Origin of the sequence: Fibrobacter succinogenes, from assembly GCF_902779965.1 — a bacterium.
In the GTDB taxonomy this organism is placed as follows: domain Bacteria; phylum Fibrobacterota; class Fibrobacteria; order Fibrobacterales; family Fibrobacteraceae; genus Fibrobacter; species Fibrobacter succinogenes_F.
Window position 1 is genome coordinate 102,102 of the sequence record NZ_CACZDK010000008.1, and the last position, 26,509, is coordinate 128,610.

Sequence of the window (26,509 nt, forward strand, 5' to 3'; positions counted from 1 at the left end):
TTCGCCCAACTTTAGAAAAATTATTTCTTTTCGTAAATTTGATCGAATATTCCACCGTCTGCAAAATGCACTTTTTGAGCTTTCTCCCAACCGCCAAAATAATCAATGGTAATCAATTTTATATTTTGATCGAATTCTTTATACTGGTTGAGAATAGACTTGTTTGTCGGTCTGTAATGGTTCTTTGCCGCAACGTGTTGACCTTCGTCTGAGTAAAGGTAATTTAAGTACTCCGTGGCGAGTTTGCGGGAACCGCGTTTGTTAACGACTTTATCTACAATAGCGACGGATGGCTCGGCTAAAATGCTTACGCTTGGTATGATGATTTCGTACTTGTTGGGGTATTCCCTGATTGCTAGGAATACTTCGTTCTCCCAAGAAAGCAACACATCGCCTAATTGGTCTTCGATAAATTTATTTGTAGAACCGCGTGCGCCTGAGGATAGGTCTAATACATTATGGTAGAGTTTTTGTACAAACTCTTTGACTTTGGATTCATCCCCATTATAAATTTTTTCGGCGTAAGCCCACGCGGCAAGATAGTTCCAACGTGCACCGCCTGAAGTTTTAGGGTTGGGGGTGATGATGCCGATGCTGTCTTTTACGAGGTCGTTCCAATCCTTGATTTTCTTGGGGTTGCCTTTGCGCACAAGAAATACGATGGTTGATGTATAGGGGGCGCTATTTTGGGGAAATTTTTGGATCCAGTTTTTGTCAATAAAGCCTGCGTTTCGAATGGTATTGACGTCATATTCAAGTGCTAGCGTGACCACATCGGCTTCAAGGCCGTTGATAACTTCTTGTGCTTGATTGCCGGAACCGCCATGAAATTGCGTGATTTTAACATCTTTGCCGGTCAGTTCTTTCCAATGCTTCATGAAAATATGATTGTAATTGGAATAGAACTCACGCGTCGGATCGTAAGACGCATTGACAAGCGTGTTGTTTTCGATCGCGGGCGCCTCCGAAGAGCAACCGAAAAAGCACGAGCCGGTGAGGAAAAGAGCTGTCGCGAAAGACGCCTTGAAAAAATGCAGATTCATAGTGAAATTCCTTCTTGTTGAGAATGATAGTAATATTTTTTCGATTCCACACAAACCATTCATTGTCGGAGTCTGTCATTCTCGGAGCGAAGCGAAGGAATTCTTTTTTTTCGTATTCCCATTTACAAGCTTGCAGCCGCCGGATTTATACATTATGCAATCATCTTGAATTTGCGTTTTTGCTCCAGTTCAAAACAATAACTGCTGCAAGAATCAGAAATATGCCAATTCCGGACATTAAAGTCAAAGCTTCGGAAAAACACGTGATGCCGACGATGGTGGCGACCATGGGCTCGATGGTGGCGAGAATCCCTGCTTTGCTAGCTTCTACAGTGCGGAGACCGAGTGTGTAGAAAAGGAATGGGATTACGGCTGTTACTAAAGCTGTCAAAATGCAGAAGAATATTAATCCAGTTAAATTATTTGTACTTGAAAATTTAGACAACATATCTGTTGGTTGGCAAATCAATAGAGAACCAATTGCAGCAAGTGAAAATGTGTAAGTTGTGACGGTGTATGGCGAGTGTCTACGCAATGCTACTGTGCCCAAGATGCTGTACAGCCCGTAACCAATGCCAGAGCCAAGGCCAATCAGCAATCCTTTTAGCGTTATGCCTTCGCCCGAAATTCCTGAAACCAGCACGCAGCCTGCGAATGCAAGCGCTAGCGCGATAATTTTTTTGCAGTTCATTTTTTCGCGGAAGAACATTGCTGACATCAGTACAATCCAAATGGGCGAGGTGTATAGGAGTATCGCTGCGGTTGATAGCGGCATGATGGTAATGGCCGTAAAGTAGCAGATTGTAAAGAATAGAATGCTTCCGAATCCAAGACCTAGAAAAAGCGGAATGTCACGTGTTGAAATTTTAAAACCTGAGCGGCTTTTGAAAAGCTGAATTGCGCTAAATGTCAATGCGGCGAGTGTGATTCGAATCGAAACAATTTGAATAGGAGTGAAACCGTATTCGCTGAGCTTTCTCACGAAAATGCCCATGCTTCCCCAAAAACAGGCGGCAATAGTAATTAGAATGGGTCCAATGTTTTTGATGTTGTTCATGATTTCTAGGGGCTTAATTTAATAAAAAAGCTGGTATCGCGTAAGGGATAACCAGCTAAGATGATGTGTTGTTTGTGTGATTTGATAGAATTTCTTTTACACGTATTTCGAAAGAGTTTTTACATCCTTTCCGCTCCAAGTATAAAGGGCGAGCATCGGTTCTTGTTCTGTTTGCATGGAATGAATGTGGTCTGAGGGATGCAATATAAATTCACCTGGACCATTGATTTTAGAAAGCCCGTCTAATGTCCAAATGGCATGCCCTGATAGAACTACATACAGTTCTGTGGCGGGGTGCAAGTGGGAGGGGTAAAAAGTATTTTTCCCAAGGAGCGTGAAGCCGAAGCAAAAGTGCTCATCGTGATATGGAGCTTCTGGCCCGAGAATTTCACCCCAACCTATTTGATTTCCTAAATCAGGCATGTCGGGGCGCGGCTCGTAATTGTATTTCCATGGCAAGTAGGGGAGCGCTGGTTCCAAAGCGTTTAGCAGTTCCTTTGTCTCGGGGCTACCATGCTTGACGGCTTCTTTGATCCAACGGATTAAAGGCGAATTGCTTTTCTCGAATTTACCGCTGAGTTCGGGAATGTCGCGGACTGCAAATTTGGCGGCTTCTAGACCTATTTTATCGTCTATTTTGGCGCGCTTGAAAAGAAACTTTTGAGATTCTTCAATTAAATTGTAAATGACATCTTTCATGAATACCTTATTTTAAACTGGACTTTAGAACTGCGACTGTATGGCCAATGATTTCGCCTTGCTTAAAAGCTTCGTATGCTTCGGAGGCTGTAAGTTTTGAGGGTTCGAGACTCTTCTCGATTTCAAACGCTCGGCATCCAGATTCATGGATTGGTACAGAAGCAAATGCTTTTTGCAAATCTTTGGCGCGATAAAAGTGGAATGGCCCAAGCCCAGCTTCTTCTTGTGTGGCGTACCCTGAAATGACATCCTTGGGCTCGGCTTGTACTTTCCATGAATATGTGAAAATTTGGGAAGAGAGCCCTGCAAGTTCACCAAGCTTGATAAATGCGCTTAAAGGAACGCGGCCACCGAGCGTTGAATAGACAGCTCCGTTATTTGCAAGATATTCTCGGGCTTGCTTGAGCGCAAGGTAGTGCAAATCGAGCATCTGTTCATGCACAAATTGCGGAATAGGCTCTTCTCTTTTTTCGAGGTAATGGCCGCTATTGCGTTTGTCTTCAATCTTTGTATTGCTTGCAAGCGGGACATTGGGCAGGTTTTCATAAATAACATCGTATTTCCGCTTGCCGTGTTGAATCGGCTGCAAAAGATCTCCGTTACCGAATTCAAATTCAATGGATTTAAAGTCTTTTATGTTATTCCTAACGTTTTGTGCGGCTGTTGCGACAACGCTTTTTTGCAAATCCGTGAAGCCGACTCGCTTTGCGCCCAAAAGCTCGATTCCTGTCAAAACGTCAATTCCGGAACCTGTGCCGATGGAGGCAAAGGCTTCGATATCTTTGCCTAAGCTTTCGCGGATGAGCTTGAATGCGGGGGCTGCAATATAGGCGACCCAATCGCTTTTGATGTCTTCGACTTTCGGCAAATAAGCGTGATCAGCAACATCAATGGATAGAAATTCTTTGATGCGCTTGGGCGCGCTATCTAGGGCTAGGTATTTTTTTACATCAACAATGATACTCAATTATTTACCGCCTTTTACGCTTGCGTTAATAGCTTGTTCGAAGTCTGCAATGATGTCGCGAGGATCTTCGATACCGACGGATACGCGGATCATATCATCAGGGATTCCTGCGGCGAGCCTATCTTTAGGAGAAAGCTGCGAATGCGTGCTAGTTGCTGGATGCAAAACGCTTGTACGGGCGTCACCCACATGCACCACGAGGGCTGCGACTTTCAATGCTTTGACGAAAGAGCGAATGGCTGCTCGGCCACCTTTGAGACCGAATGTGAGCACGCCGCTACCGCCTTGATAATCGAAGTATTTGCGGATGCGCTTGGAATTTGGGTTAGATTTGAGTCCTGGATAGCTGACCCAATTGACCGCAGGATTCTTGGAGAGAAATTCTGCTAAAGCCAATGCGTTATTGCTGTGCTGCGGCATGCGCAAGTGGAGCGTTTCGAGACCGAGATTTAAAAGGAATGCGTTGAACGGACTTAAAGCGGCGCCGAAATCACGCAAATATTGAGCGCGGGCCTTTGCGATAAATGCGGCGCGACCAAATTTTTTAGTATAGGAAGTGTTTGCGTATTGAGCATCGGGTTCTACGAGGTCTGGGAATTTCCCGTTTTCCCAGTTGTAATTGCCGCCGTCAATTACGACACCGCCGAGTGCAATTGCGTGACCATCGATATACTTTGTTGCGGAATGAATGACTATGTTTGCGCCATGCTGTAAAGGCTTTACGAGGAATGGTGTGGCGAGCGTGTTGTCCACTAAAAAGGGAACGTCAAATTCTTTGGCGAGCTTCGAAAATTTTTCGAAATCCAGAATGCCCAAGGCGGGGTTGCCAATCGTTTCGCCGAAAAGAACTTTGGTGTTCGGGCGGAATGCCTTGCGGAGTTCTGCAATGGGATCTTCGGGATTGATGAATGTGGTCTCGATGCCGAGTTTTGCAAGTCGAACGCTAAGCAGTGTGTAACTACCGCCATAAATGTGCTTGCTTGCAACAATGTGGTCGCCAGCTTTTACGAGATTCGAAATGGCCAACAGCACTGCGGATTGCCCTGATGCTGTGGCTACAGCGCCTACGCCACCTTCGAGCTCCGTAATTTTACTTTCGAATGCAGCTACGGTTGGATTTCCGGTGCGAGTATATTTGTTGCCGGATTGCTTTAATGCAAAAAGTCTTTCGACTTCGTCAACGTCTTCGTACTTGTATGTGGTTGATTGGAAAATTGGGAGGACGCGGGGTTCGCCAATTTTGGGCTTCCAGCCGGCTTGTAGACACTTTGTTGCAAAATTCCAATTATTTGAATCAGCGATGTTTGCTGTATTGATATCTTTTTTCGAATTTAGTTTGGACATTCAAAAGCCTCCATGTGGCTATATTTTTTTTGAAAATATAGAACGCAGTTATAGCTTTGTCCAATACTAAATTAATATCGTGTATTATAGATTTAATTTATTAGTAGTTTTTTGAAACGTTGTTTTAAATATAAAATTTGAAACGTTGCGTTTGCATCGGTTTGGGTAAACGCTAAATTGATTGCTCGAATGCGGCGAGGAATGCGCGGCCCTGTTCCCATTCACGCAAGTCTGTTGCAGAATTGATGTGCCCGAGCTTGCCGGCGTTGAATAACTTTACACCCCAAGCGGATGCGAAAAATTCTGCACGTTCCATGGAAACGAACGGATCGTTTTCGCTCGCGACAACGCAAGCGGGAATTGGCAATTTTTCTAATGGCATTGGCGCAAACGACTTGATGACTTCGATGTTGTCGACGTCGCTTGGCGAAACGAGAAAAGCACCCTTGAGATTCAACGGAATTTTACCTTGATTTTGAGTAAGGTAAATGACTGTAGTTGCAACGCCTAAACTGTGTGCAATGATAATTGTATCTTTGTCAAGTTTTTGAATGGTATCGCCTAGCGCTTGAACCCATTCATCTCTTTGCGGATAATCCCAATCGCGTTGCTTTACTCGGCTGGTGTTTTGCAGACTCTTTTCCCAAAAAGTTTGCCAATGCTTTTCGTCAGAATTATTCAAACCCGGAACAATCAAGTAATGCATAAAATCTCCGTGTGTTTCCTATTTGAAAGATAGGAAGTTTATGCGAGTTCGTCATTGCGATGTCCTTTAAGGGCCGAAGCAATCTCCATATCTCATGTCATTCCGGGCATTGCCCATACCCCAAAGGCATGTAGTGCCGACTCCATACCCTGCGTTCACTTCCTACTTCCTACTGCCTACTGCCTACTGTTTACTAATCACTAACCACTAAATAATATAATACCACTCGTCACTTTGCGTGAATTCGGTGGTCTTGTGCTTTTTGCTGTCGGTAGTGGTGTAGTCGAGTTCTAAATTCTTGATGCTTACGCGAGTGTTGGCGTCAATGGAGCGCGTAATGAAAGCGTTGCCACCGATAACTGCATTTTCGCCGACAACAGTATCGCCGCCGAGAATGGATGCTCCAGCGTAAATGGTGACGTTGTCCTGAATTGTCGGGTGGCGTTTTTTGCCGGAAAGTCTTTGGCCGCCTCTTGTCGAGAGCGCGCCTAGCGTTACGCCCTGATAAATCTTTACGTTTTTACCGATGATTGCAGTTTCGCCAATCACGATGCCGGTACCGTGATCGATAAAGAAATACTTGCCGATGGTTGCGCCCGGGTGGATGTCGATGCCCGTTTTGGAATGGGCGTATTCGGTCATGAGTCGTGGGAGAACTGGTACGTGCAAAAGGTAGAGCTCATGGGCTATGCGGTAGATGGTTGTTGCCATGAGGCCGGGGTAGGCGAGGATGATTTCGTCAAGGCAGCCGGCAGCAGGGTCGCCGTCGTAGGCGGCGTGTAAATCGGTTTCCAAAAATTCACGGACTTGCGGAATCTTGGAGAAAAATTCCTTACAAATTCTATAGCTTTCGATTTTGCGTTCGTCAGAAGCCATAGTGCCACGAAGTTTACAGTAATCCAAGGCGATGGCCACCTGTTTGTGGAGGTGGTAGAAGGTATCTTCGATAAGAACCGCGAAACTGTTTTTCGGGTTGTAAATCTTATGCGAACGATCCCTGAAGTGCCCTGGATAAACGACTCGGATCAAATTCTGCAAAATCGTCTGGATTTCGGCCTGGTCGGGTCGATTGTAGATGTCGATGTTATCGATATGCTTGCCGCGATTGTAATCATCGAAAATAGTTTGTACGGCTTTTGCAACTTCAGATTCTTGGATAAGTTCGTGCATAGATTGATGCGAAGTAAAAATGAAAAGTGGTTAGTGGTTGGTGGTTAGTGGTTAGGAAAACATTCCTGTTTACTAACCACTGCTTACTAACCACTATTTATCACGCGAATGTCTTCAACGCTCTTACGAGTGCATCGATGTCGTCGGGCGAGTTGTACAATGCGAGAGTGGGTCGCACGGTACTTTCGTATCCGAAATGGCGTAAGACAGGTTGTGCGCAGTGATGCCCGGTGCGGACGGCGATGCCGTAAGCGTCGAGTCTCTTGCCCACTTCTTCGTCGGAGTATCCGTCGAGCTTGAAGGCTAGCGCAGATGCCTTGTTGAGTGCGGTTCCTACAAGGTGGATTCCCTTGACGGTCTTCAGTTCCTTGAGGCCATACTGCAACAATTCATGTTCCCATCTGAATACGCAGGGCATTCCGATTTCGGAGAGGTACTTGAGGGCTTCGCCAAGGCCAACAGCGTCGGCGATGCTTCCGGTACCGGCTTCAAACTTGTTCGGAATTCCGTTGTAGATGGTGCGTTCGAAGGTCACGTCGGCAATCATGTTGCCACCGCCATGGTAGGGGCGGGCTGCTTCCAGCAATTCCTTCTTGCCGTAAACGACACCGATACCTGTCGGAGCGAACACCTTGTGTCCTGAGAACACGAAGAAGTCTGCATCGAGGGCGGAAACATTTACCGGAATGTGCGCAATAGACTGTGCACCGTCAATGAGGATTCTCACGCCGTGTCTATGAGCGATGGCGATCAATTCTTCAATCGGGGTGACTGTACCGAGAACGTTCGAAACGTGTGTGACGGAAACGAACTTGGTTCTCTTTGTAAAGAGAGCTTCGTAGTCGTGGAGCTTGAGCTGACCCGTAGAATCGCACGGAATCACCTTGATCACGGCACCCGTTTCTTCGGCAATGAGCTGCCAAGGAACGATGTTGGCGTGGTGTTCCAAAATGGAGACGATGATTTCATCGCCCGGCTGGAGTGTCGGCTTTACGTAGGCGTTTGCAACCAAGTTAATGGCTTCGGTGGTACCGCGGACGAAAACGATTTCTTGTGCAGACGGAGCGCCGATAAAGTCACGGACAATGCCGCGGGCGTTCTCGTAAGCATCCGTCGAAGCGGCGGCAAGCGTGTGCGCACCACGGTGGACGTTCGAGTTTTCATTTTCGTAGTAGTACTTGAGGCGGTCAATGACCTGCTGCGGTCTCTGCGTCGTAGCACCGTTATCGAGCCAAACCAGCGGATGACCGTTGATCTGCTTCGAAAGAATCGGGAAGTCGGCACGGATCTGGGCAAGCGTCTTGGAACCGATGCGGATCGATTCGTTTCTGGAATTTGCGCCAGAATTTGCAGAGTTGCCCTTAGCAGAATCGCCACCGAGCGAAGTCGGAGCGTCCACCTTGCGGTCTTGCTGAGCGGCCTGAGTCTTGGAAACGACTTTCGGAGAGTATCCGTTAGCCGGGGCTTGCGTTACAGAAATATCGCCCTGCTGCGGCAAAAACTGCGCTTCAGGTGCTGCAGGGGCTTCAACGGTGTTGAGCCAAGTGTCTGTAGCGTTTCCGCCGTAGGTAAACGGTGCCGAGGTCACTGGCTGATCGCCGTAAGTCGCAAACGGATGTTCCCAGTCAAAGGCTGGAGATTGGTTGATGGCAGCGGCACCCTGAGCGGCACTTACGCCCTGTGCAGCAGAAGCATTCTGTGCTTCGGGTGCTGCTGTGGGGGCGGCATAAGCGCTATCTGTCAAATCAGGGAAATATGCGTTAGCCAATTGCTCCAGTTCAGCCGCATTGGGAACTCCGGCGAGTTCTTCCAGCGATCTGGTTTCTGGATTATTCGTAATCATAGTATTCGCCAACCTCTACGTCTTCAAGGACTGCGATTGCGTCGTCGGAAAGGATTGCTGCAGAGCAGTAGAGAGAAAGGAGGTAAGAAGCGACACCCTTGTTGTCGATACCGCGGAAACGCACAGAAAGGCCGCGAGAGTGTTCGTTCTTGAGACCAGCCTGGAAGAGACCGATCACGCCGCGTTTGGCTTCGCCAGTACGGATGAGCAAGATGTTGGTCTTGCCACCCTTGGACTTCGGTTCCTTCACACCGTCAACGAGGAGCTTGTTGGTCGGGATGAGAGGAATGCCGCGCCAGGTGAGGAACTTGCCACCGGCGATATCTACGACGACAGGCGGCACGCCACGGCGGGTGCATTCGCGTTCGAATGCTGCGATAGCACGCGGGTGAGCGAGGAAGAAGGACGGTTCCTTCCAAACCTTCGTGATGAGTTCGTCGAGATCGTCCGGTGTGGGGCGGCCATCGGCGCGGATTGGCTGGATGCGCTGGGAGTCAGTAATGTTCTTCAAGAGACCGTAGTCATCGTTGTTGATGAGCTGGCTTTCCTGACGTTCGCGGAGAGATTCGATAGCGAGACCGAGCTGTTCCTGAACCTGATCATACGGGGAACTGTAAACGTCTTCGATGGCGGTGTTGACGTTGATGATCGTGGAAATGGAGTTGAGCTTGTATTCACGCGGTTCGGTTTCGTATTCGACGTAGCCTTCCGGGATGATATCAGACTTCTTGGTGGCGCTGCAGAGAACGTCGAGCGGTGTCTGGCCTTCGACTACCTTGTTCACGCGGAAAAGACCGGTTTCCAGGCCCTTGAATTCAAGGAACTTGGTGAGCCACTTCGGAGTGAGAGACGCAAATTGCGGCTTGGTCTTGGTGACGTTAGCAAGGTTATAGGCAGCCTTTGCGCCAAGCGCGTTGATGCCGACATTCTTTTCTGTTTCATTTGCCATTGTGAGTACCTCTCTTGTTTTGTGGCAATTGGATGGATTGTAATAAGATTAACTACTTTCCTAGTAGGGAAATGTAATAAATTGGGGCTTTTTCATTCTTACGTTGTTATTACGTTTTACATTCTTTGTTTTAGAGCCATGCACCTTCGTGAGTAAACATGATGTCTTTCATGGCGTCAATGCCACCTTTCAGGTTGTAAAGCGGACCCGTGTAACCCGCTTCGCGCAAGGTGTTGATGGCGAGCTCGCTACGCTTGCCTTGCTTGCAGACAAAGACGGTGTCCTTGTTCGGGTCGAGTTCCTTGATTCTACGGACAAGTTGTCCGATCGGGATGACTATGGCGTTCGGGAAGCGGAGAATCGCGCGTTCATGCGGTTCACGCACGTCGATGATTGTCATCGGATCGCCATTGTCAATTTTCTTGGCGAGTTCTTCTGGAGAGAATCCTTCCACCGGAACTTCATCCTTTGTCTTCAATCCGCAAAGGTCTTCGTAGTCGATTTCTTCGACGTCGGTAATCGTCGGGTTATTTCCGCAAATCGGGCAGTTGCAATTTCTTTCGACTTTGAGGATTCTTGAAGACAAATTCAAACTGTCGATGTGCAATAGCTTTCCGTTCAGGTGTTCGCCGATTCCCAAAATCAGCTTGAGCGCTTCGTTAGCCTGGATGCTGCCCACGATTCCCGGGAGCGGGCTGATGGCACCGCCTTCGGCACAAGAGGGGATGAGCCCTGACGGGGGTGGCGACGGGTATTGGCAACGGTAGCAAGGACCGCCATCCAAATTGAATACGCCGACTTGGCCTTCGAACTGGTAAATCGCGCCGAATACAACTGGAACGCCATGCAATGCGCAAGCGTCGTTGATCAAGTAACGGGCCTTATAATTGTCCGTGCAATCGACAACCAAATCGTAACCTTCGATTTGTTCCCAAATGTTAGATGCCTTGAGTTCTTCTTTTTCGGCGATAAAGTCGATGTTCTTGTTGATGTTCTTGACTTTGTCCCTAGCAGATGCGACTTTGGGACGCTTGAGGTCGCGTGTGCCGTGAATAACTTGGCTCTGCAAGTTTTCCAGCGAGACTTCATCAAAATCGATGACCTTGATGGTTCCAACGCCTGCAGCTGCGAGGTACTGAATGACGGGCGAGCCTAACGCACCAGCACCTACGACAACAACTTTTGCAGCCTTGATGCGCTTTTGCCCTTTGACGCCAATGTCGCGGAGCATCAAGTGCTTTCCGAAACGTTCAATTTCGGAATCGTCGAACGAAACGGCCTTGCGTTTTTCGTCCGAAATCAAGCTCTCGACGGGGGCGTCGGTCGGAGCGCCGCCAGCAATGGCGGGCAAAAGCAAAATTTCTGTTTCTTCTGGAAGGGCGGTGTCCCAAATGGTTTCAACGGTCAATTTCTTGTTGTTGACGTAAATTTGGATGAAGTCCCTGACCTTTTTATTGTCGTCGTAAAGAACTTTTTCGCCTTCCGGGTAAGTACTGATTAAGTATGCGAGAGCCTTCCTGACGGTATCGACAGGGGCTTCTACTTGGGAGTTCTTCCCAAAGAAATTCCTGAGTGTTGCTGATATATAAACTTTCACTTTTTTTTCTCCGTACAATAAAAAGTGTTAAAATCGTTTATTCCGTACAAAATTTCCCACAAAACTTGTAGGATTTTTCGAAGCAAAATATAGAACGCAAAAATGTGTTTGTCCAATACTTATTTTTTATGTAGAGGTATTGATTTATTCTATAATTAAGGCGGTAAATTCGCTTAAAAATATGGAAAGAGGCGTACTCGGAACAGTTTTTCTCGACTTGTCATCCTCGCGTATTTTTATTCAAGGATGCCCACCTCCGTGGGCGTGCCGAGCTTGATGTGTTGGCTTTCATTCCGGCCTCCGAGCCAGAATCACCGTACACGGTTTACTTTGAACTAGACTCTATCTCGCGTATAGCTTTTCACATCCACCACGCCATGGGCGGTTACGGACATGATGGTGTAAACGAGTCCCGGCACCATATATTTGCGGTCTTCATCCGAAAGGATGGCTTTGCAATCCGGGTGAGAGTGGTAAAAACCAACGATTTCAAGATTGCTGCTTTCGAGTTCGCGTTCGATGTAGTAAAGATTTAGTGGGTCGATGCGGAAATGGGTAGCTTCTTGTCCGCCTTGAATCTGGTTAGAAGCTTCGCGGATTTCGGTCACTTCGATTTCGCCTTTTTCGGACTTTTTTCCAACCAAAATGCCGCAGCATTCGCACGGGTACGCTTTTTTTGCTGCGGATTCCATTTGTGTTGAAACTATTTTACTAAATTTGGGTTCCATTGAGGTTCTCCTCATGAAGTGCCCCCGGAATCGGAATTTCACAAGGATCCCGGGGACACCATTGTACGGAGACTCTAAAGAGCGTCTTCGCTATGCGCGAAGCGCTTTTTTATTACTTTATCACCAAACCTTCGTTCGTGGCGTTTACGCCTTCGATGTGGAAGGAATTGAGCACCGGATTTGCACGGTCCATGAGCGAAAGGATCAAGTAGCTTGCTTTGCTGTCGAAAGCGAGGCGCTTGTCTTCGTCCGAGGGGCGAGATGGCGATTCTGGATGGGAATGCCAGTTGCCGAGCGGGGAAAGACCGTTCTGTCGCATGTCCTTGATGGCGGCAAGGTGTTCCTTGGGATCCAGCGAAAAGTGTTCGTTGGAATGGTCGATATTGGTGAGCAAATAAACCTTTTCGATATGCTTGTTTTCGCCATCGATGCGCCCTGCAATCAGCCCGCAAGCTTCTTCGGGCAGGTTCTTCTGGGCATGCTCCAGGATTTTTTCGTAGTTTTCTTTAGATAAGGTAATCACATGAAATTCCTTTTTAGGTATGAGGCGTGAGGTCGTTCCCTTCGGTCACTTTGGGGTATGAGGTCGCTCATAGGTTCGCTTTGAGCCTTGAGGTGTGAGCATAAGAGTTTTTTACTCATAGCTCACAGCTCAGAGGACCGTAGGTCCGTGCTCATTGCTCCTAATGCTTCAAGTCGCACACAGCTTGTTCGTAGTCGATCAGATGGTCAATCTTCGGGTGGGTGCCGCAAACCGCGCAATCGTCCGTCTTGGTTGGGAGCTTGATTTTGCGGAATTCCATCGTGAGCGCATTGTAGGTGAGCAAGTAGCCCGTGAGCAAATTGCCGACACCGAGAATGTATTTGACGGCTTCCATGGCCTGGAGGCTGCCGATTACACCGCCCATAGCGCCAATAACGCCTGCTTGCTTACAGGTCGGCACGGCATCTTTCGGAGGGGGTTCCTTGAAGACGCAGCGGTAGCAGGGGCCCTGGCCCGGAACGTACGTCATGAGCTGACCTTGGAAGCGGATAATGCCCGCGTGAGAGAACGGCTTTTTGGCCATGACGCATGCATCGTTGATGAGGAACTTAGCCGGGAAATTATCGGTTCCATCGATGATGAAATCGTAATCCTTGATGAGGTCCATGATGTTTTCGCTGGTGACGAAGGTGTGGTACGTAATCACCTTCACATCCGGGTTCATGGCTTCCATCGTTTCCTTGGCGGACTGCACTTTGGGCTTGCCCACATCCTTTGTGGCGTGGATAATCTGGCGCTGCAAATTGGAGAGGTCAACGACATCGGCATCAGCAATACCAATCGTGCCAACACCTGCTGCGGCGAGGTACATGGCGACTGGAGCACCGAGGCCACCGGCGCCGATGACGAGCACCTTGGCGTTCAAAAGCTTCTTCTGGCCTTTTGCGCCGACTTCCTTGAGGATGATGTGGCGGGAATAGCGTTCGAGTTGTTCGTTAGTAAAAGCCATTACTGACCACCTCCCATGAAGTAGAGGAATTCGACGTTGTCGCCGTCTTTGAGAGCGGTTGTTTCAAAATTGGTGTTTTCGACAAATTCGTCGTTGAGCGAAACGGTCACGTATTGCGGCGTTTCCACCTTTTCTTGTTCAATGAGTTGAGCAACGGTGATACCGTCATTATATTCTTTCTTGTTTCCAGCTACGGTAATAATCATTATTTAACTCCTTGTGTGAAATTCCTTTTTTGAGAGAGGGGTTAGTCCCCGACTTTTTTCACGATCAGCGTGAATGTTCCGTCCTGATTGTCGTTAAGCTTCAGGATCTCGTGGCCTTCTTCCTTGAGGCTGCGCGGCACATTCTGCACCGGTTCGCCGTCGTTGAGGCGCACTGCGAGAATCTGGCCGTCGTCGAGCTCTTCGAGGGCGACTTTAGCCTTCACGAATGTGGTCGGGCATTTGACGTCAGTGACGTCAACGGTATCATCGATTTTAAATTCTTGTTCTGCCATTGTTTTGTTTCTCCGTACGTTAATTGTTTATAAACTTTTTATCGCTTGTTCAAAGTCTTCCTTGAGGTCGGCGATATCTTCGATGCCTACGCTGATGCGGATGGAACCTTCAAATACGCCTGCATTTTCTTTTTGTTCCTTGGTGCCGTGCGTAAAGATGGTGCTTTCCGGGTGAATCACGAGCGTGCGCAAATCACCGATGTTCGTGGCAATCGTTGCATATTTCAAGCTGTTGATGAGTTTGAAAGCTCTTTCTTTGGAGCCTGCGTCAATGGAAATGATGGCTCCGCCCCTGCCGCCAAACTGCTTTTGAACAAGGTCGTAATAGGGGTTTCCTTTCAAAGCGGGGTAGTTGACTTTGATGCCTTCAAAACCCTGCAAAAATTCTGCGAGCTGCAAGGCGTTATCGCAAAGGCGTTCCATGCGGAGGCCGAGAGTTTCGAGTCCGAGGGAGTTGAGGAATGCCGTAGCGGGGGCGATACAGCAGCCGATATTACGCCAAATGCCATTGCGGAGCTTCGCGAGGTAAGCGAACTTGCCAAAGCGCTTGTATTCTTCGAATCCCTTGTATCGGGCCGGATCCCATTTGAATTTGCCGCTATCGACGATAATGCCGCTGATGGCACTGCCGTTTCCGTTGATGTACTTCGAAGAGGAATGCACGACGATGTCGGCTCCGAATTCAAAAGGACGTACAAGGTAAGGGGTGGCGGTTGTGCTATCGACAATGAACGGGACGCCGTTTTCGTGGGCGACGTCAGCGACGCTCTGCAAATCGACAACGTTCAGTTTCGGGTTACCGATAAGTTCTGTGAATACGGCTTTCGTCTTTTCGTTCAGCTGCTGCCTGACGCTTTCTGCCGTGACTTCCGTGACAAAGCGTGTCTTGATGCCGAATGCTTCCAAGTCGTGGAATAAATCGATCGTGCCGCCAAAAAGTCCGGCGCTTGCGATAACTTCGTCGCCAGCCTGCAAAATGTTCAAGAGCGAAAGCGTTACAGCGGCCATGCCCGAAGAGCATGCGACTGCGCCAATGCCTTTTTCGAGTGACGAAACGCGGCGTTCAAAGGAGTCTGTTGTGGGGTTTCCAATACGCGTGTATGCAAAGCCTGGCGCTCTGTTGTTAAATACGGCTTCGAGTTTTTCGGCCGATTCCTGCGAAAAAGCGCTCACCTGATAAATAGGTGTTAGCGTAGATCCCGAATTTTTTTCACTTCCAAAGCCATGATGCAACAACGTGGTATTAAAATCCATTCAAAATTCTCCGTACATAATCCTATAATTTTCGTAGGCAAATATAGAACGTGAATTAGTAATTGTCCAATACTAAATTTATATGGCGATTTATAGTTAAAGCCTATAATAAATATAGGGTTGAACCTAGTCAAATTAAGGAATTATGGTTTTGTTTCTATAAAGAACAAAGTTATGGTCTTATAGAAAAATTTTATAAAAAAAGTTAAAATAGCCCGTCTAGAACAAACGGGCTACAATATGTACTTGACTTGCGATTAAGGGGTGTTGTTGTAAGCGTCCTTGATTTTTTGTGCAAAAACATCATGACCAATGCGGTCGATGGTGAATTTGAAGCGCTCGCCCGGATTTGCATTTTCGGCAAAGAACGAAATGGCTGCATCGCAAATTTCAAGAAGCTTGTGCTTGTCTTCTACGAACGGAATGATGGTTTCGCCCTTGTTGATGGAATTGCCGAAAAGACCGCCGAACGAAATGATGTAGCCATGCGTTGCTTCCCAAGCGTCCGTGGGGCAGGACTTGTAGCAGCGACCGCAATAGTTGCACTTGGATTCATCAAAGATGACCTTTTTGTTTTCGATACGGATGGCGCTTCTGCGGCAGGCTTTAGCGCAAACGCCACAGCCGATGCAGGCACTTTCGAGCCATTTCACCTTGATTGCGCCCTTGATGCCCACGTCGTTTTCTTCGGCTTTGAGGCAGTTGTTTTGGCAACCGGTCACGCCGAATTTAAACTTGTGCGGGAGTTCACGAGCGAAGTAGCGGTCGTCCAGTTCTTTTGCGATAGCGTAAGTGTCGATACAGCCGCTCGGGCAAACCGCTTCGCCTTGGCAAGCCGTAATCGTTCTGACGCGGGGGCCGCAAACGCCCGGTTCTACGCCACCTTCGGCGAGGGCGTTCTTCACATCGTCAACGTTTTCAAGCTTGATGAACGGAATTTCGACACTCTGTCTCGATGTCAAGTGAGCGTAGCCTTCGCCATATTTCTCGGCGACTTCGGCAATTTTTGCAAGTTGTTTTGCGGTAAGGTTTCCGCCAACGACGCGTACGCGCAGCGAGAAGTTGTTCTTCTGCTTTTGGCGCATCCAGCCGCCTTTTTTAAGTGTTGCGTAATCTGCTGCCATGTTTTAGACTCTCCATAGTTGTGGGGACAAATATAGAACGCGCTTTTGTACTCGTCCAATATTTAATTTTTATCACGATTGATAGTAGAACTTTATCTGTAATTGTTAAATCACGACAACAGGATCTCGGAGCGATTTGTTCTCGAGCAAATAGGCGTTGTCACCTGCGGTTACGAAAATGCGATAGACGAATACATCGACTTTTTCACCAACAGAAACGCTCGGCTCGTCAAAGCTACGCCTTGCTGTAAGTGTTTCTCCATTTACTGCAACGGTCAATTCGATGCCGCTTCCGCGGAAGGCAACATCGGTTACGACGCCTTCTTGGGCGGATTTTCCGTATTTTTGTGATTCGTTTTTCTTGGTGACCTTGACAAATTCAGGACGTACGATTGCTTGTTCTGCACCTTCGATTTCATCAAAGCTATTGAACTTGCTGTAGTCCTTGAAAATAGAGGGTTGCCCAAAAAATGAGGCTACAAAGGAGGTCTTTGGAGTGCTGTACACATCAAGCGGTTTCCCGATTTGATCAATGCGGCCCTTGTTCATGATGATGATTTCGTCAGCGACTTCGATGGCTTCGTCTTGGTCGTGGGTGACGAAAATGCTCGTGACGCCCAGCTTGGCTATCATTTCTTTAAGCCAATGGCGGAGTTCCTGACGCACCTTGGCGTCAATGGCGGCAAATGGTTCATCGAGCAAAAGCAATTGCGGGTTTGGCGCAAGCGCACGTGCAAAAGCGACACGCTGCCTCTGGCCGCCCGAAAGCTGGCTCGGATAGCGGCCTTCAAGACCTTCAAGGCCAATCAGCTTGACGAGTTCTGCGACGCGTTCTTTGATTTCGTTCTCGGATTTTTTGAGGACGCGAAGCCCAAAAGCGATATTTTCGAAAACGGTCATGTAGCGGAACAAGGCGTAGCTCTGGAATACAAATCCGATGCCGCGCTTGCTTGCCGGAACGTTGTTGATGACTTTCCCGTCAATGATGATGTCGCCGTTGTCAGGTGTTTCGAGCCCCGCAATCATGCGGAGAATCGTTGTCTTGCCGCTACCGCTTGGGCCCAACAGGCCTATGAGCTTACCCTTTTCGATACCGAAGGATACATCGTCTGAGGCCTTGAAATTTCCAAAATGCTTGTTGATATGTTTCAGTTCTACGTACATAAAATCTCCTAAGGCGAAACCTTACCCTTCTTTTTCCCGTTGTATTCAATAAGACTTCTTGCAATCAAGATGAGGATGGCGAGCATAACGAGAATTGATGCCACAGCAAACGCAGGCACGTACTGAAATTCGTTGAAGAGAATTTCCACATGCAAGGGGAGGGTGTTCGTTTTTCCGCGCAGGTGCCCGGAGATGACCGAAACGGCACCGAATTCACCCATGGCGCGGGCTGCACAAAGCACTACGCCGTACAAAAAAGCCCATTTGATATGCGGGAAAGTAATCTTGCGGAAAATCGTCCAGCCCTTCGCTCCCATCAGCGCTGCGGCCTCTTCTTCGTCGTTTCCGCGGGCTTCGAGCACGGGAATCAGCTCGCGCGAAATGAACGGGAAGGTCACGAAAATCGTTGCCAATACAATTCCTGGAACCGCAAATACAATCTTGATGTCCCAATTTTGCAGCAGCGGGAATAGCGGGCTTTGGCGTCCGAATGTGAGCAAGAAAATGAGACCTGCGATAATTGGCGAAACGGTCACCGGCAAGTCAATCAGTGTCGTAAGCACCTTCTTGCCTTTGAACTGGAATTTCGTGAGCGACCACGCTGCACTCAATCCGAAAACCGTGTTGATGAGCACGGCGAGCAGCGTCGCTTCTAGCGTGAGCCAAATCGCCTTGACGGTGTAATTGTCGGTTACCGCTTTTTCGTAAACGGCAAAACCTTGCTTGAATGCTTCTGTAATCACCGTAATCAGCGGGAGCAAAAGCATTAGCACCACGAAAATGATGCTGATACTGATTAAAGTCCACTTGACGACTTTTGAGGATGTTGTCTCTTTATTCATTAATTTCCTCCCTTCAAAATTCTAGTGTTTCTTGTCTGGATCAAGTTGACAAGGAACAATGTCACGAAAGAGGCGACGAGCATCACGAGCGCAATCGTTGTAGCACTGGAGTAATCGTATTCCTGCAATTCCGACATGATGATGAGCGGGGCGATTTCTGTTTCGAATGGTTTGTTGCCTGCGATAAACACGACGCTACCGTATTCACCCAAGCAACGCCCGAATGCAAGGCCAAAGCCCGTCAATGCGGCGGGAACAATTTCCGGGAAAATGATTTTCCAAAAAATGCGGCTACGAGATGCGCCCAAGACGCCAGCGGCTTCTTCGTAAGCGGGGTCTAACTTTTCAAGCACCGGTTGAACTGCGCGAACGACAAACGGGATGCCGATAAACACAAGCGCGACCGTAATGCCGATTTGCGTAAATGCAATCTTGATGCCGAACTTGGCGAAAAATCCGCCAATAAGCCCCGTATCTGCGGTAAGTGCCGTTAATGCGATACCCGCTACGGCTGTCGGCAAGGCGAATGGAAGTTCTATCATCCCGTCGATCAAACGCTTGAGCGGGAATGTGTATTTTACCAGTACCCATGCAAGCACAACGCCCATCACGGCATTGATAAGCGACGCCACAAAAGCCGTCACGAAACTCACCTTGAAACTCGACAAGACTCTGTCGCGTGTAATCGTTTCAATAATCTCGCTAAAACTCATTTGCGCCGAAAACACCACCAGCGACGCAAGCGGAATCAGCACCACGACGCTTAAGATAGCGAGCGTGATGCCGGTTGTTAGGCCGAAGCCAGGAATGACACTTCTATTTGTTCTCTTCATAAGTAGAGCTAAATATAGAACGCGTCATTCGCTATGTCCAATACTAAATAAGTATCACGTTTTATAGAATTTTTGTATTAAAATAAAGTAATTGTTAATGGTGGTGATGATGATGCATTTCTACTGTTGCTGCCGCCTTCGGAGAGTACCCGGCAATGCCCGGATCAACCATTCCAAAAATCATCGCAATGTGTGAGAGTACGAGGAATGCGGCAAGCAAAAGAATGGCGCAGTTCGTGCGCTTGTTTTCGCCTGCTTTACGGAACAGAAGTTTCAAGTTCAACAACGCAAGCAATATCATCGGAATGCCTGCAAGAATATAAGAGCCAATCGCCACAACATCAATCCATGTTCTGAATTCTCCTGCGGATGCAAGTGGAATTACAACATTCGGAATGAAGTAGGCTATAATCCCAACGAATGAAAGTCCTGCAAGGATTCCGGCGATGCGGTTGATTTTTGAAAGTGTTGGATGCACGTTTGGGGAGCGCAACAGGAATAAATCCGTAATGGCAATCGTTTCGGCAAGAATGACAGGAATTGCCATAAAGATGATGAGGTTCCAAGGAGAGTTTTGCATGAGCAAATCCATGTAATGGGTAGAGTACATATAGTATCCTTTTTGTTGTTGTGTTTGACTGGCTCCCTCTTTATTAATGAATCTACAAAAAACTATTCTGCAGAATTGTTATTGAAAATTTTGATAGCGAACGATTAGAAAAATGTATTAGACGTTCTTGAAAAGTGGTTTTATATTTGCAACAAATTATTTTTAGAACTTAAAAAGCAAGGTGAATTAATGCCCGAAGTCAAGAACTTTTCTGCAAAATATTTTCATAAGATAGATATAAAGAATTCAACACTTCTTGATGTACGTGAACCTAGTGAAACTATTGTTCGTCCTGTGAACGGTGCGATCCAGATTCCATTTTTTGAACTTTCTAAAAAGATAGATTCCATCCCCAAAGAAAAACCTGTTTATGTTTTTTGCACAACAGGAGATCGCTCGGAACAAGTCGCAGAAATTCTTGCGGATAGGGAATTTGAAGTGTACAACATTGAAGGAGGCCTTGATGATGTTCCTAAGGCGCACTTTGTCGATGCTAAGGGCTTGAAATGCCCAGGTCCAATCGTAAAAGTTGATGAAATCGTTAAAAAAGCTCTGATTGGTGACGAAATTCAAGTCGAAGCGGATGAAAAAGCGTTCCTCTCGGATGTCGAAGTTTGGTGCCAACACACCGGAAACGAATTAAAATCACTCACCGAAAAAGACGGAATTATTTACGCGTCCATCGTGAAAAAAAATGCCCCCGCTCCCGAAAAAAGAGAATTCGAACATGGCAAAACTTTTGTCGTGTTTAGCGGCGATTTGGACAAGGCTATCGCTTCGTTCATCATGGCAAATGGTGCTGCGGCTATGGGACGCCCGGTCACGATGTTCTTTACTTTTTGGGGCGTGAGCCTTTTGCGTAGACCCGAAAAAGTTCATGTCAAAAAATCGCTCATCGGAAAAATGTTTAGCTTGATGTTGCCGCGAGGTTCCAAAAAGCTAGGGCTTTCACGCATGAATTTCGGTGGCATTGGAGCCAAGATGATTCGAGCCGTCATGAAGCAAAACGGGGTTTCATCGCTCGAAGAACTGATCCAGAGCGCGCAGCAAAAAGGCGTAAAGTTTGTCGCTTGCCAAATGTCCATGGAACTCATGGGCATCAAGGCCGAAGAATTAATCGACGGCGTTGAACTCGGCGGAGTCGCAACAATGCTCGGTTCCACCGAAAAATCTGATTTGACGTATTTTATTTAAGCGCTTTCCACTTGCCACGTAAATCCTGCTTCTTCAATCGTGCGGAACGTGGCTTCAAGGCTTTGCCCGCCTTCGGTTAAATAGCCGGAGGCGAAAATGGAATCGGCAATTTTAAACAACGTTTTTTCGTGACCTTTGAAATAGACTTCACGACCGGCTGCGCAACGGATATCTGATTTCGGTAACATCAATCGCGCGAGGCAAAGAACCTTGATGCAATATTCTGGAGTCAGCGTTGAAATATCGCGCTCGGCCAGTCGTGTTCCTTTGACCGGGAGTAAAAAGTTGATAGGGACGGATTCGGGATTGATTTCTTTCAATTCAAAAAGCATGTCCACGACATCTTCTTTCGTTTCGCCCATACCAATGATGCCACCGGAGCATATCTCAAAGCCGATGTGTTTCAACATTCGCAAATTGTCGATACGTTCCTGGTAAGTGTGTGTGGTGCAAATGCTTGGGTAAAAACGGCGGCTGCTATTCAAGTTGTGATTGATTCTGTTAAGCCCCGCTTCTTTCAGCATTTTCGCTTGATGCTCGGTCAAGAATCCGATGGAACAGCAAATTTGCGTATCGTTTTTTTTCATTTTGCGGATTCGTTCGGCGAGACTTTCTATATCGCTATCCGCAAAGCGAATGCCGCTAAGGCCAATGCAATGTCTAGAAAGATGGAACTCGTCAACTAAATCGTTGTCGCCGTAAAGTTTCTTGTCTTCGACATAACGGTATTTTTCAATCGGGGCTTCGGAATCTCGTGATTGTGCACAATAAGCGCAGTTCTGCGTACAGTTGCCGCTACGGACATTGGTAAGCAACTGGATGTTGACGCGGTTGCCTTTGTATTTTGTTCTTAATCGGTATGCTTCTTCTATAAGATTGTTGAGGGCGTCGCCTTGTAAATCAAGTATTTCAAGAGCGTCATTTTTTGTTAAAGAAGTATTTTCAGCCGTAGGAAAAAACATAATATACCTATATAAATAGTAGGATTTTGAAACGCAAAGATAGTATGATTATGCCAACTTGTCAAAAGACTATATCATTATGATGCTCGCGGCGCAAAAAAGAAGCGAGAGTCCCATAAGAATATTGATAGATTTGCTGTATTTGCCAAAAATTTTTCTCAAGAAAATACCTGCACAAATCCACGCCAAGTTGCATATAGGCCCAGTCAATGGCAAGATGAGACCGCACAAAAAGATCGAGAAAAAATCCTTGTTGTAGGGGAGTGAATAAATTGATATTGCCGTTATGCAATAAATCATGATTTTGACATTCGTGAGTTGGATTAGAATGCCGGTTGTAAACTTGCCTTTCCCTGCATCGTTTTCGAGGGATTCCTGTGGCGTAAATGCTTCTTTGAATTGCTTAAATGCAAGCCATACCATGTAAAGCAATCCTATGAAGGAAAGCGTTCGAACGTACTTTTCAAAAGCTGTTCCGATAAAATAGCACACAAATACAGATCCTATGGAAACAATAGTGTAACCCGTAAATATGCCATACCATTGACGGATAGCGCTCTTTTTCCCGTAGCTTAATGCAACGGAAAGTGAACTCAGGTTGGCTGGACCTGGCGTAATTCCTGAAATGAATGCGTAAAATAAAAATGAAGGAATGAGTTCGGTGGGTATCATTGATGTAACTCAAAAACGCTCCCAACGATTGCGTTAGCAAGGGTTGAGAGCGCTCGGTTTTTACAAGAAGAATTGATTAGACCGGATTACTTCTTTTCGTAGATCTGGTCGAAAATGCCACCGTTGGAGAAGTGCGTGCCCTGAGCCTTGTCCCAGCCGCCGAAGTAGCTGATGTCAATCAAGTTCACGTTCTGGTCAAATTCCTTGTACTGGTCAAGAATGGCCTTGTTGGACGGACGGTAGTGATTCTTTGCGGCAATGTGCTGGCCTTCATCAGAGTAGAGGTAGTTCAAGTATTCGGTAGCGAGTTCGCGGGTGCCACGCTTGTCAACAACCTTGTCCACAATTGCGACAGACGGTTCAGCCAAAATGCTCACGCTGGGGATGACAATTTCGTAGTCTTTGGGGTAGTCCTTGAGCGAGAGGAATGCTTCGTTTTCCCAAGCGAGCAAAACGTCACCCTGGCCGTTTTCGATGAATGTCGTCGTGGAGCCGCGAGCGCCAGAAGCGAGTACGAGAACATTTTTGTAGAGCTTCTTTACGAATTCCTTGACCTTGGCTTCGTTGCCGTTGTACTGTTTTTCTGCCCATGCCCAGGCGGCGAGGTAGTTCCAGCGAGCGCCACCAGAAGTTTTCGGGTTCGGAGTGATGACACCGATGCCGTCCTTCACGAGATCGCCCCAGTCCTTGAGATTTTTCGGGTTGCCCTTGCGCACCAAGAACACGATGGTGGAGGTGTACGGAGAGCTGTTCAGCGGGAATTCCTTGACCCAACCAGGTTCAATGAGTCCTGCATCGCGAACAGCGTTTACGTCAAATTCGAGAGCGAGTGTGACAACGTCAGCTTCGAGGCCGTTTGCAACTTCCAAGGCCTGCTTACCGGAACCGCCATGGGACTGCGTGATTTCTACGTCCTTGCCGGTCTTTTCCTTCCAATGCTTGGCGAAAGCCACATTGTAGTTTGCGTAAAGTTCGCGGGTCGGATCGTAAGAAACGTTGGTGAGAGTCTGCTTGCCGTGTTCGTGCTTTTCTTCAGAAGAAGAGCAGGCTGTGAAAGCAAGGGAGAGAAGAGCGATGGATGCAATGGTAAGTTTTTTGAAATTCATGTTATAAACCTCTTTTTATTTTAAATGTTGTGATTTGTTTTTTAAAGAAACGCCCTCAGCGAAATGGATCAAAGAAGCTGTTATGCTGCGCTGAGTGCGCTCGGTGTGTGTTTGGAGTTATTTGAGAGATGCTGTGAATCTTGCTGCGAGAGCAACGTCGGAAGCCTTTTTTTCGCTATAGACGTTCACTTGGATTTTAGAATAATCGTTGATTTTCTTGATGAAACTTACAGTCCAAGCGATTCCATCTGCATCGGCCTGCAATTCATCTCGGTTAGAGAGGTATTCCAATTCTGCGTACAGATTGCTCAAGAAACCTGCAGTCGGAATTTCAAAACCGACGAAGAATGGAATGTATCGTGAATCTTGGGCGTATTCAGACTTGATGCCGTTAGAGGCCTTAAGATTTTCGCTATCGCCGGTAGCGATTAAAGCGACTTCACCGTAAATGCCAAAGTTCTTTTGAAAGTAGTAGCTTGCGCGGCTTGCAACACGGTGTGTCACCTGTGCTGTATGTTGGATTGGGTCGAGTGCGTTCACGCGGTATGCGGCACTCACCTTGGCATCGCCGAACTTAAGCGTTTCTTCAAGGCGGATATAACCCGTATTGAATTTGGCGTCGTAAGTGCCGAGCAACGCATTGAATGTGGAAATGCCATTTTCGTGACCAAAAGCAAAGGCGTCATGTTGGTAATCGCGGGCGAGGAATCCACGCTTGTTGAGGGCTACATCGACATAAGTACCGAAGTTGCCGCCAACGCTCCAGTCAGTACGGAAACGACCGAATTGAAGATTGAACTTGCCGTATTCGGTATTCCACTTGTAGTTGGCGTAGTAAGTATCTGCGGAAATCTTGTCGTAGTTCTTACCTTCAATCGTGTTGCCGAAAGCCGGGCTGAAAATGCGCAAGTTAATTACGGCGCTAAGATTTTCGGAGTCGTACTTTGCTCCAATATTTGCACGCAAGAAAGAATTGTCGAGCGTGTTGTCGGCATCGTTGTCGTAAAGTGCTTTGATGGCTTGTGCCTGGACATTTCCTGTCAGCTTGAATGTGCTTTCCTTGGTAGATTCTGCAGCAGAGCAAATGGATGATACCAGTGCTGTAGTAATCAAGATCTTAGATATTGTCTGGTTCATTCGTAGACTCCTTGTTATTGTTTTTATTGTTGTATTGTTTATTGTTTTTTTTGTGCGGCAAAATATAGAACGCGTTTTTCTCTTTGTCCAATACTAAATTTTTATGCGGAGTTATTGTTTTTTGTTATTATTGTAAATTAATTAGAATTTATTCGTTTAAATCTGTATAAAGTAATTTGTGCGTAAAAAAGAAACGCCATTCCGAGGCGAGTGACCAAAGAATGGCGCTAGGTACTATATGCAAAAAAGTTAATGCAATACGACTTTGCGGTATGTGTTAAATGAAGCCCACTTGCGGAAGAATTCTTCATGGCCTGCGATTCCTGCTTTTTCGTATTCGCTAAGTAACTGCTTCACGTCTTCATCGGAATGGACTTTGATTTCAAAGCCGCGTCCGTTGATGACGGGAACGTTCCCATAGCGGTAATCGTCTGCCGTGGTGATTTCTGCAATGCGCTTGCCGCGAACCTTGACGGCGACTCTGTCACGCAAGATGATGATGTCGAAGTCGTCGGGATAGTGGTAGCTTTCGCCTACGGTGGGGATCTCGTCACCCACGGTGTAGTGCTGCTTGACGGGCTGCTGTTTTACCACAGAAAGCGTTGCAGTATCGTAGAAGAATTCTTCGAAGATTTCTCCGCGGCCATGACGCTCGCCTTGTACAAAGGCTGCTTTTTCGTTGGATTGAAGTTGCTTTTCGTAGAGCCCTTCAACAACGCCGCAAGCGGCTGTAGCATGCGTTACGATGTCAATGAGAATGAGTTCGCCGAGCGTCTTGTGCTTTTCGAAAAGATCAACGACAATGGCTTCGGCAAAAACGAGTTCGCAGACGGCAATTCCGTTCTTGGAAATACTTTCCACTTCCAAGTGTGTGCCCGTGTTCACCTCAATGGCGTAGTCAATTTTCGTGAGTGTTCCAGGAATAATCTTTGTCCCGATTTTGACGAGGTAATCTTTGCCTAGCGAAAGCGGCTCATCATCCATCCACAAAAGCGACGCCTTGATTTTCTTGTAGCTACCGATGCTTGCATCCCTAGCGAGTACGCAACCTCTCGATACATCAACTTCTCGGTCAAGCGAAATTGTGACTGGCTCGCCAGCGTGTGCTTCTTCGACATTCTTGTTTGTGTAGAGAATGCTTTTGACGGATGCTTTCTCGTAGCTCGGAAGAGACTTGATGACATCTCCGACGCGAATCGTTCCGGATTCAATCTGTCCTTGAAATCCACGGAATGTACGGTCGGGGCGGCTCACTCGCTGCACGGGCATGTAAAATCCCTTTTCTAGTGCAGAGCTTGATGTATCGACATTTTCAAGGTATTCAAGCAATGCGGGGCCTTGATACCATGCAATGTTTTTCGATTTGATGGTAACGTTGTCGCCTTCTGTTGCCGAAAGCGGAATAACTTGTATGTTGCTCAGGGAATGAGTCTGTGCAAGTTCTGCGATTTGTACCTTGATTTTGTTGAATACATCTTCGCTGTAGCCCACAAGATCCATCTTGTTCACGGCAAAG

At 47.2% G+C, this 26,509-nt stretch carries 27 protein-coding genes; 1 reads left to right on the forward strand and 26 read right to left on the reverse strand.

The features are described from left to right. Positions 1-20: 20 nt before the first annotated feature. From HUF13_RS05910 to HUF13_RS06010, 21 genes are all read right to left on the reverse strand, one after another. The gene (locus tag HUF13_RS05910; protein WP_173474259.1) at positions 21-1,043 is read right to left on the reverse strand and encodes a sulfate ABC transporter substrate-binding protein; all 1,023 of its coding nucleotides are present in this window, start codon (positions 1,041-1,043) and stop codon (positions 21-23) included. A gap of 160 nt (positions 1,044-1,203) precedes the next feature. Further along, positions 1,204-2,100 (reverse strand): DMT family transporter, encoded by an 897-nt coding sequence (locus HUF13_RS05915; RefSeq protein WP_173474260.1) that lies wholly within the window; start codon positions 2,098-2,100, stop codon positions 1,204-1,206. A 96-nt stretch (positions 2,101-2,196) separates the two neighbouring features. Beyond that, positions 2,197-2,799, reverse strand: coding sequence for a dimethylsulfonioproprionate lyase family protein (locus tag HUF13_RS05920; protein ID WP_173474261.1), 603 nt, complete (start codon positions 2,797-2,799; stop codon positions 2,197-2,199). Positions 2,800-2,806: 7 nt separating this feature from the next. Further along, positions 2,807-3,766, reverse strand: coding sequence for a hypothetical protein (locus HUF13_RS05925; protein ID WP_173474262.1), 960 nt, complete (start codon positions 3,764-3,766; stop codon positions 2,807-2,809). Continuing rightward, positions 3,767-5,110 carry an O-acetylhomoserine aminocarboxypropyltransferase/cysteine synthase family protein gene (locus tag HUF13_RS05930; RefSeq protein ID WP_173474263.1) on the reverse strand — a complete coding sequence of 448 codons (1,344 nt, stop codon included), beginning with the start codon at positions 5,108-5,110 and terminating at the stop codon, positions 3,767-3,769. A 172-nt stretch (positions 5,111-5,282) separates the two neighbouring features. Beyond that, positions 5,283-5,816, reverse strand: coding sequence for an alpha/beta hydrolase (locus HUF13_RS05935; protein WP_173474264.1), 534 nt, complete (start codon positions 5,814-5,816; stop codon positions 5,283-5,285). Positions 5,817-6,023: 207 nt separating this feature from the next. Beyond that, complete coding sequence (gene epsC / locus HUF13_RS05940; protein WP_173388429.1) at positions 6,024-6,986, reverse strand: serine O-acetyltransferase EpsC; 963 nt, start codon at positions 6,984-6,986, stop codon at positions 6,024-6,026. Between the two features lie 100 nt (positions 6,987-7,086). Further along, a complete protein-coding gene (locus HUF13_RS05945) occupies positions 7,087-8,829 on the reverse strand; it encodes a SufS family cysteine desulfurase (RefSeq protein WP_173474265.1) in 1,743 nt (580 codons plus the stop codon). Then, positions 8,816-9,778 carry a family 2A encapsulin nanocompartment shell protein gene (locus HUF13_RS05950; RefSeq protein ID WP_173474266.1) on the reverse strand — a complete coding sequence of 321 codons (963 nt, stop codon included), beginning with the start codon at positions 9,776-9,778 and terminating at the stop codon, positions 8,816-8,818. The genes HUF13_RS05945 and HUF13_RS05950 overlap by 14 nt, the downstream gene beginning before the upstream one ends. 130 nt (positions 9,779-9,908) lie before the next feature. Next, positions 9,909-11,375 carry a molybdopterin-synthase adenylyltransferase MoeB gene (gene moeB / locus HUF13_RS05955; protein WP_173474267.1) on the reverse strand — a complete coding sequence of 489 codons (1,467 nt, stop codon included), beginning with the start codon at positions 11,373-11,375 and terminating at the stop codon, positions 9,909-9,911. A gap of 335 nt (positions 11,376-11,710) precedes the next feature. After that, positions 11,711-12,103: a Mov34/MPN/PAD-1 family protein gene (locus HUF13_RS05960; protein WP_173474268.1), complete on the reverse strand. Its 393-nt coding sequence runs from the start codon at positions 12,101-12,103 to the stop codon at positions 11,711-11,713. Positions 12,104-12,215: 112 nt separating this feature from the next. After that, complete coding sequence (locus tag HUF13_RS05965; RefSeq protein ID WP_173474269.1) at positions 12,216-12,626, reverse strand: M67 family metallopeptidase; 411 nt, start codon at positions 12,624-12,626, stop codon at positions 12,216-12,218. A gap of 160 nt (positions 12,627-12,786) precedes the next feature. Next, positions 12,787-13,596: a thiazole biosynthesis adenylyltransferase ThiF gene (thiF, locus tag HUF13_RS05970; RefSeq protein WP_173474270.1), complete on the reverse strand. Its 810-nt coding sequence runs from the start codon at positions 13,594-13,596 to the stop codon at positions 12,787-12,789. After that, on the reverse strand, positions 13,596-13,802 hold the full coding sequence (thiS, locus tag HUF13_RS05975) for a sulfur carrier protein ThiS (protein ID WP_173474271.1): 207 nt from the start codon (positions 13,800-13,802) through the stop codon (positions 13,596-13,598). Before thiS ends, thiF begins: the two co-directional genes overlap by 1 nt. Before the next feature lie 41 nt (positions 13,803-13,843). After that, complete coding sequence (locus HUF13_RS05980) at positions 13,844-14,095, reverse strand: sulfurtransferase TusA family protein (RefSeq protein ID WP_173474272.1); 252 nt, start codon at positions 14,093-14,095, stop codon at positions 13,844-13,846. 27 nt (positions 14,096-14,122) lie between these two features. After that, a complete protein-coding gene (locus tag HUF13_RS05985) occupies positions 14,123-15,349 on the reverse strand; it encodes an O-acetylhomoserine aminocarboxypropyltransferase/cysteine synthase family protein (protein ID WP_173474273.1) in 1,227 nt (408 codons plus the stop codon). Between the two features lie 257 nt (positions 15,350-15,606). Beyond that, positions 15,607-16,473: a 4Fe-4S binding protein gene (locus tag HUF13_RS05990; RefSeq protein ID WP_173474274.1), complete on the reverse strand. Its 867-nt coding sequence runs from the start codon at positions 16,471-16,473 to the stop codon at positions 15,607-15,609. Between the two features lie 105 nt (positions 16,474-16,578). Next, positions 16,579-17,637, reverse strand: a complete 1,059-nt coding sequence (locus HUF13_RS05995; RefSeq protein WP_173474275.1) for a sulfate/molybdate ABC transporter ATP-binding protein — start codon at positions 17,635-17,637, stop codon at positions 16,579-16,581. An 8-nt stretch (positions 17,638-17,645) separates the two neighbouring features. Beyond that, positions 17,646-18,479: a sulfate ABC transporter permease subunit CysW gene (cysW, locus tag HUF13_RS06000; RefSeq protein ID WP_173474276.1), complete on the reverse strand. Its 834-nt coding sequence runs from the start codon at positions 18,477-18,479 to the stop codon at positions 17,646-17,648. Continuing rightward, positions 18,479-19,312, reverse strand: coding sequence for a sulfate ABC transporter permease subunit CysT (gene cysT, locus HUF13_RS06005; RefSeq protein ID WP_173474277.1), 834 nt, complete (start codon positions 19,310-19,312; stop codon positions 18,479-18,481). The genes cysW and cysT overlap by 1 nt, the downstream gene beginning before the upstream one ends. A gap of 94 nt (positions 19,313-19,406) precedes the next feature. Beyond that, a complete protein-coding gene (locus HUF13_RS06010) occupies positions 19,407-19,922 on the reverse strand; it encodes a DUF6803 family protein (RefSeq protein WP_173474278.1) in 516 nt (171 codons plus the stop codon). A 189-nt stretch (positions 19,923-20,111) separates the two neighbouring features. On the opposite strand from HUF13_RS06010, the gene HUF13_RS06015 reads away from it, so the two are divergent. Then, complete coding sequence (locus tag HUF13_RS06015) at positions 20,112-21,116, forward strand: DsrE/DsrF/DrsH-like family protein (RefSeq protein WP_173474279.1); 1,005 nt, start codon at positions 20,112-20,114, stop codon at positions 21,114-21,116. Here the strand turns inward: HUF13_RS06015 and bioB are convergent. From bioB to HUF13_RS06040, 5 genes are all read right to left on the reverse strand, one after another. Further along, positions 21,113-22,078: a biotin synthase BioB gene (bioB, locus tag HUF13_RS06020; RefSeq protein ID WP_173474280.1), complete on the reverse strand. Its 966-nt coding sequence runs from the start codon at positions 22,076-22,078 to the stop codon at positions 21,113-21,115. The two genes, HUF13_RS06015 and bioB, sit on opposite strands and share 4 nt — an antisense overlap. A 69-nt stretch (positions 22,079-22,147) precedes the next feature. Continuing rightward, positions 22,148-22,750 (reverse strand): LysE family transporter, encoded by a 603-nt coding sequence (locus HUF13_RS06025; protein ID WP_304038870.1) that lies wholly within the window; start codon positions 22,748-22,750, stop codon positions 22,148-22,150. An 86-nt stretch (positions 22,751-22,836) separates the two neighbouring features. Next, positions 22,837-23,856 (reverse strand): sulfate ABC transporter substrate-binding protein, encoded by a 1,020-nt coding sequence (locus tag HUF13_RS06030; RefSeq protein ID WP_173474281.1) that lies wholly within the window; start codon positions 23,854-23,856, stop codon positions 22,837-22,839. 117 nt (positions 23,857-23,973) lie between these two features. Continuing rightward, positions 23,974-24,993: a hypothetical protein gene (locus tag HUF13_RS06035; RefSeq protein WP_173474282.1), complete on the reverse strand. Its 1,020-nt coding sequence runs from the start codon at positions 24,991-24,993 to the stop codon at positions 23,974-23,976. 249 nt (positions 24,994-25,242) lie between these two features. Continuing rightward, positions 25,243-26,509: sulfate adenylyltransferase (locus HUF13_RS06040; RefSeq protein WP_173474283.1), on the reverse strand; the 1,267-nt coding region annotated here is incomplete at its 5' end.

What these genes read in the sequence shown, in the direction of transcription:
- cysW (WP_173474276.1), bottom strand. Translation starts at nt 18,479, where the DNA reads ATGAATAAAGAGACAACATCCTCAAAAGTCGTCAAGTGGACTTTAATC.
- thiS (WP_173474271.1), bottom strand. Translation starts at nt 13,802, where the DNA reads ATGATTATTACCGTAGCTGGAAACAAGAAAGAATATAATGACGGTATC.
- thiF (WP_173474270.1), bottom strand. Translation starts at nt 13,596, where the DNA reads ATGGCTTTTACTAACGAACAACTCGAACGCTATTCCCGCCACATCATC.
- HUF13_RS05910 (WP_173474259.1), bottom strand. Translation starts at nt 1,043, where the DNA reads ATGAATCTGCATTTTTTCAAGGCGTCTTTCGCGACAGCTCTTTTCCTC.
- HUF13_RS05980 (WP_173474272.1), bottom strand. Translation starts at nt 14,095, where the DNA reads ATGGCAGAACAAGAATTTAAAATCGATGATACCGTTGACGTCACTGAC.
- HUF13_RS05935 (WP_173474264.1), bottom strand. Translation starts at nt 5,816, where the DNA reads ATGCATTACTTGATTGTTCCGGGTTTGAATAATTCTGACGAAAAGCAT.
- HUF13_RS05990 (WP_173474274.1), bottom strand. Translation starts at nt 16,473, where the DNA reads ATGGCAGCAGATTACGCAACACTTAAAAAAGGCGGCTGGATGCGCCAA.
- HUF13_RS05950 (WP_173474266.1), bottom strand. Translation starts at nt 9,778, where the DNA reads ATGGCAAATGAAACAGAAAAGAATGTCGGCATCAACGCGCTTGGCGCA.
- HUF13_RS06030 (WP_173474281.1), bottom strand. Translation starts at nt 23,856, where the DNA reads ATGAATTTCAAAAAACTTACCATTGCATCCATCGCTCTTCTCTCCCTT.
- bioB (WP_173474280.1), bottom strand. Translation starts at nt 22,078, where the DNA reads ATGTTTTTTCCTACGGCTGAAAATACTTCTTTAACAAAAAATGACGCT.
- HUF13_RS05960 (WP_173474268.1), bottom strand. Translation starts at nt 12,103, where the DNA reads ATGGAACCCAAATTTAGTAAAATAGTTTCAACACAAATGGAATCCGCA.
- HUF13_RS06035 (WP_173474282.1), bottom strand. Translation starts at nt 24,993, where the DNA reads ATGAACCAGACAATATCTAAGATCTTGATTACTACAGCACTGGTATCA.
- HUF13_RS06015 (WP_173474279.1), top strand. Translation starts at nt 20,112, where the DNA reads ATGCCCGAAGTCAAGAACTTTTCTGCAAAATATTTTCATAAGATAGAT.
- HUF13_RS05945 (WP_173474265.1), bottom strand. Translation starts at nt 8,829, where the DNA reads ATGATTACGAATAATCCAGAAACCAGATCGCTGGAAGAACTCGCCGGA.
- HUF13_RS05995 (WP_173474275.1), bottom strand. Translation starts at nt 17,637, where the DNA reads ATGTACGTAGAACTGAAACATATCAACAAGCATTTTGGAAATTTCAAG.
- HUF13_RS05930 (WP_173474263.1), bottom strand. Translation starts at nt 5,110, where the DNA reads ATGTCCAAACTAAATTCGAAAAAAGATATCAATACAGCAAACATCGCT.
- HUF13_RS05985 (WP_173474273.1), bottom strand. Translation starts at nt 15,349, where the DNA reads ATGGATTTTAATACCACGTTGTTGCATCATGGCTTTGGAAGTGAAAAA.
- HUF13_RS05915 (WP_173474260.1), bottom strand. Translation starts at nt 2,100, where the DNA reads ATGAACAACATCAAAAACATTGGACCCATTCTAATTACTATTGCCGCC.
- HUF13_RS05920 (WP_173474261.1), bottom strand. Translation starts at nt 2,799, where the DNA reads ATGAAAGATGTCATTTACAATTTAATTGAAGAATCTCAAAAGTTTCTT.
- epsC (WP_173388429.1), bottom strand. Translation starts at nt 6,986, where the DNA reads ATGCACGAACTTATCCAAGAATCTGAAGTTGCAAAAGCCGTACAAACT.
- HUF13_RS06025 (WP_304038870.1), bottom strand. Translation starts at nt 22,750, where the DNA reads ATGATACCCACCGAACTCATTCCTTCATTTTTATTTTACGCATTCATT.
- HUF13_RS06010 (WP_173474278.1), bottom strand. Translation starts at nt 19,922, where the DNA reads ATGTACTCTACCCATTACATGGATTTGCTCATGCAAAACTCTCCTTGG.
- cysT (WP_173474277.1), bottom strand. Translation starts at nt 19,312, where the DNA reads ATGAAGAGAACAAATAGAAGTGTCATTCCTGGCTTCGGCCTAACAACC.